Origin of the sequence: Nonomuraea deserti (genome assembly GCF_004348685.1) — a bacterium.
GTDB classification, from domain to species: Bacteria; Actinomycetota; Actinomycetes; order Streptosporangiales; family Streptosporangiaceae; genus Nonomuraea; species Nonomuraea deserti.
Map to the genome: position 1 here is coordinate 1 of NZ_SMKO01000355.1, position 3824 is coordinate 3824.

Genomic DNA, 3824 nt, shown 5'->3' on the forward strand with positions numbered 1-3824 from the left:
GGCACCGGCGGCCCAGGGGTCGGGGTTGGCGTGCAAGGTGATGGGGACGGTGGGGGAGGCGCTTCTCGCGACGGCGATCAGGCGTTCGCGCAGGGAGGTGGACAGCCCGACCCGTACGGCGCGCACCTCGTCGGCCAGCCGGCCCAGAGCCTCGTCGATGGTCCTGTGCGCGGGTTCGGTGGGAAGGGCGCGGTCGATGACGGCGCGGACCTGGTCCTGGGTGTTCGGGGGGTAGCGGTCGGCGCAGGCGGTGCAGAAGCACAGTGACAGCAGGTCGGTGTCCGCGGAGGTCCAGTCGGCGCCGGATGTCTTCTCGTGGACGCTCTGGTGGCCGAAGCCCATCGGGCCGCAGGCTTCCAGGATCAGCCCGTCGGGTTCGCCCACGGTGAGGATCTCCTGCACCAGGCGCTCGCAGTATTCGATGACGTCCTCGTGCGCGGGGCACAGGGCGTACGGGTAGGGGTCGCCGAAGGCGTTGCGGACGGTCAGATCCGGGTGGGCAACTCCCAGGTGGGAGTTGTGCGTCAGCACGGTCCAGGCGTGCACCTGCAGGCCGGCTGCCTTCAGGGCGTCCCGGGCCTGGAGGTAGGCGTCCTCGGGAGTCCAGGTGGGGGAGGCGGGTACGAGACGGGACCACGATGACGGGCGGATCGGGAGGTAGAAGGCGGGGTAGGGCACGTCCAGGACGCGGTGGGCGGGGTGGTATGGCGTGGCGGCCCTGGTGGAGTGATAGCCGGCCGCCAGCGCGACCGCCTCCACGCCCAGGCCGGCGAGGCGGTCTGGGGCCGAGGGGTCGCCGACGACGTCCCACGGGTAGACGTAGGCCACGTTCACCATCGGGGCCTCCTCGCGGAGAAGGCGGGCTCGAAGCGCTGCATGTACGTCGTGTCGTCGCGGGCGCGGATCCCGCATTTCTCGTACTGCTCGCTCATGAGCGCCAGGGCGTCGCGGTCCAGTTCGACGCCCAGGCCAGGGCCTGCGGGCACGGGGACGGCTCCGGCGGTGAAGCGCAGGGCGCCAGGTGCGACCACGTCCTGGCCGTTCTGCCAGGGGGTGTGGGTGTCGCAGGCGAAGGTGAGGTTCGGGGTGGCGGCGGCCAGATGGGTCATGGCGGCCAGGCTGATCCCGAGGTGGGAGTTGGAGTGCATGGACAGTTCCAGCCCGAACGTGTCGCAGAGGGAGGCGATGTGCGAGGAACGGACCAGGCCGCCCCAGTAGTGGTGGTCGAGCAGGAGCACGCCGATCGCGCGCGAGGCGATGGCGGGCGGGAGGTGTTCGGGGGTGACCACGCACATGTTCGTGGCGAGCGGCATGGGGACGGCGGCGGCCACCTCGGCCATGCCGGGGATGCCGGGAGTGGGGTCTTCGAGATACTGCAGGGCGCCCTCGAGTTCGCGGCCCACGCGGATTGAGGTCTCCACCGTCCAGGCGGCGTTGGGGTCCAGGCGGAGTGGCACCCCGGGGAACGCCTCATGCAGGGCGCGGATGGCGGCGATCTCCTGGTCCGGGTGGTAGACACCCCCTTTGAGCTTGATGGATGCGAAGCCGTACTCCTTGATGAGCAGCCTGGCCTGCTCGACGACACCCGCCTCGTCCAAGGCCGCGCCGAAGCGGTCCGGCTCCTCGCCCGGGTGGCCCGTCCACTTGTAGAAGAGGTACGCGCTGTAGGGGACGGCGTCTCTGACCCTGCCGCCGAGCAGGTCCACGACCGGCACGCCGGCGGCCTTGCCGCGGATGTCCAGGCAGGCCACTTCGAAGGGGGAGAAGACCCGGTCGATGCTCTTCTCCTTCGTGGCGACACCGGTCAGGCCGTGCATGTCGCTGACGACGTTCCCGGTGATCGCGCTGATCCGGGCGTACATCGTGTTGGTGTCGTGCACGTCGAGGCCGATCAGGGCCTGCGCGCACTCGCGCACCTTGCCGAGGTGGCCGGAGTCCCCGTAGGTCTCTCCCAACCCGGTCAGACCTTCATCGGTGACGACCTCGACAATGGTACGGAGGGCCCACGGCTCGTGGACTCCGGCGGCGTTCAGAAGGGGCGGATCCCGGAAAGCAACAGGCGTGATGCGGATCTGCCTAATGATCATTACGACCGCCGTCCATATATGTGAACAATAGCCAGATTTGTGGACAAGTTGCCGCAACTGTAAGAATCGGGCTGAAGAAGTGTCAAGACTCCGAAGGGCCATTCGATGATCTACGGACACGACCCCAGGACAGGCGAGACCGTGGGTACCGCACTGCCCGAGACCGACAGCGCCGGGGTCGACGTGGCCGTTTCCGCCGCGGCCGCCGCCGGCGCCGCCTGGCGGGCGGCCTCCGCGGAGGAGCGGGCGCGCGCGCTCGAGGCCGTCTCCGACGCGCTCACCGCGCACGTGGACGAGCTGTGGCAGCTCGCCGACCAGGAGACCGCACTCGGAGAGGTACGGCTGCGCGGTGAGGTGGCACGTGCGGCCGGGCAGTTCCGGCTGTTCGCCCAGGTGATCAGGGACGGCGGCTACCTGGAGGCCGTCATCGACCACGCCGACGGCTCCCTGACGCCGCCGAGGCCCGACGTACGCCGGATGAAGCACGCGCTGCAGGGCGTCGTCGCCGTCTTCTCGGCCAGCAACTTCCCGTTCGCGTTCTCGGTGGCCGGGGGCGACACCGCGTCCGCGCTGGCCGCGGGGTGCCCGGTGGTCGTCAAGGCGCACCCCGGGCATCCGAACACCTCCGAGCGGGTCGCGAAGATCGTCCGTGAGGCGTTGCCGAACCCCGATCTGCTGGGGCTGGTGCAGGGCATGCAGGCGGGCATCGATCTGGTCAAGCACCCCGAGGTGGTCGCGGCCGGGTTCACCGGGTCGGTGGCCGGGGGCAAGGCGATCCAGAAACTGATCGACGAGCGGGAGGTGCCGATCCCGTTCTACGGCGAGCTGGGAAGCGTCAACCCCGTGGTCGTGCTGCCGTCGGCGCCCGCCAAGGAGGTGGCCACGGGGTTCGCCGGGTCGCTGACGCTGGGCGTCGGGCAGTTCTGCACGAATCCCGGGCTCATGTTCGTGCCGAACGACGACGAGCTGCGGCAGGCTCTCGTGGAGGCCGTTGAGGGGACCAGCGGCGGCACCATGCTGGCCGAGCGCATCAGGAACGGCTATCTCGGCGGCGTCGAGCGGCTGGGCGGGCTGCGGCTGCTGGCCGAGGGCAAGCCCGGTGAGGGGAACTGGGCGGTCACGCCCAAGGTGTTCACCACCGATCTCGACACGTTCGCGGAGAAGCTCCCGCACATCGCCGAGGAGTGCTTCGGGCCGGCGGCGATCGTGGTGACCTATCGGGATATTTCCGATCTGCCGCCGGTCATCGAGCGGCTCGAAGGGTCGCTCACCGCGACCGTTCACAGCACCGACCCCGCCGAGGCGGGCGACGTCGTCGAGGTGCTCGGCAAGAAGGCGGGCCGCCTCATCTGGAACGGATGGCCGACCGGGGTGGCCGTGTGCTGGGCGATGCATCACGGTGGTCCGTGGCCCGCGTCGACGTCGGCGTTCACGTCCGTCGGCGCCACGGCCATCGATCGGTGGCTGGCGCCCACGGCGTACCAGGACTGGCCTGAGGCACTGCTGCCGGACGAGCTCAAGGACGCCAACCCGCTGTCCATTCCGCGCCGGGTGGACGGTCGGCTGCAGGGGTGAGTACCCGGAGGTGACCAGGGACGTGGGGCGGGCCGCTAGATCGCTGATGTGAAATTCGGTGATCGGCTGCGGGCGTGACGAAGGGCGTCCATGGTCGGTGTGTGAAGACTGACTTGGACGCCCTTCTGACCGCACTCTATGTGCATCTGGACGATCACGTGA

The 3824-nt window shown here is 69.7% G+C and carries 3 protein-coding genes; 1 reads left to right on the plus strand and 2 read right to left on the minus strand.

Features of this window, described 5'->3' with window-relative positions; translation table 11 throughout:
- On the minus strand, positions 1-837 hold an 837-nt coding region (locus E1292_RS49725; RefSeq protein ID WP_181958429.1), incomplete at its 3' end, for a hypothetical protein.
- Positions 831-2087, minus strand: a complete 1257-nt coding sequence (locus E1292_RS49730; protein WP_132606773.1) for a glucarate dehydratase family protein — start codon at positions 2085-2087, stop codon at positions 831-833. The genes E1292_RS49725 and E1292_RS49730, both read right to left, overlap by 7 nt.
- Before the next feature lie 105 nt (positions 2088-2192).
- Between E1292_RS49730 and E1292_RS49735 the strand changes: the two genes are divergently transcribed.
- Positions 2193-3662, plus strand: coding sequence for an aldehyde dehydrogenase (NADP(+)) (locus E1292_RS49735; RefSeq protein ID WP_132606774.1), 1470 nt, complete (start codon positions 2193-2195; stop codon positions 3660-3662).
- The last annotated feature ends 162 nt before the right edge of the window (positions 3663-3824 follow it).

Coding starts and splice junctions, on each gene's coding strand:
- E1292_RS49730 (WP_132606773.1), bottom strand. CDS start 2,087: ATGATCATTAGGCAGATCCGCATCACGCCTGTTGCTTTCCGGGATCCG.
- E1292_RS49735 (WP_132606774.1), top strand. CDS start 2,193: ATGATCTACGGACACGACCCCAGGACAGGCGAGACCGTGGGTACCGCA.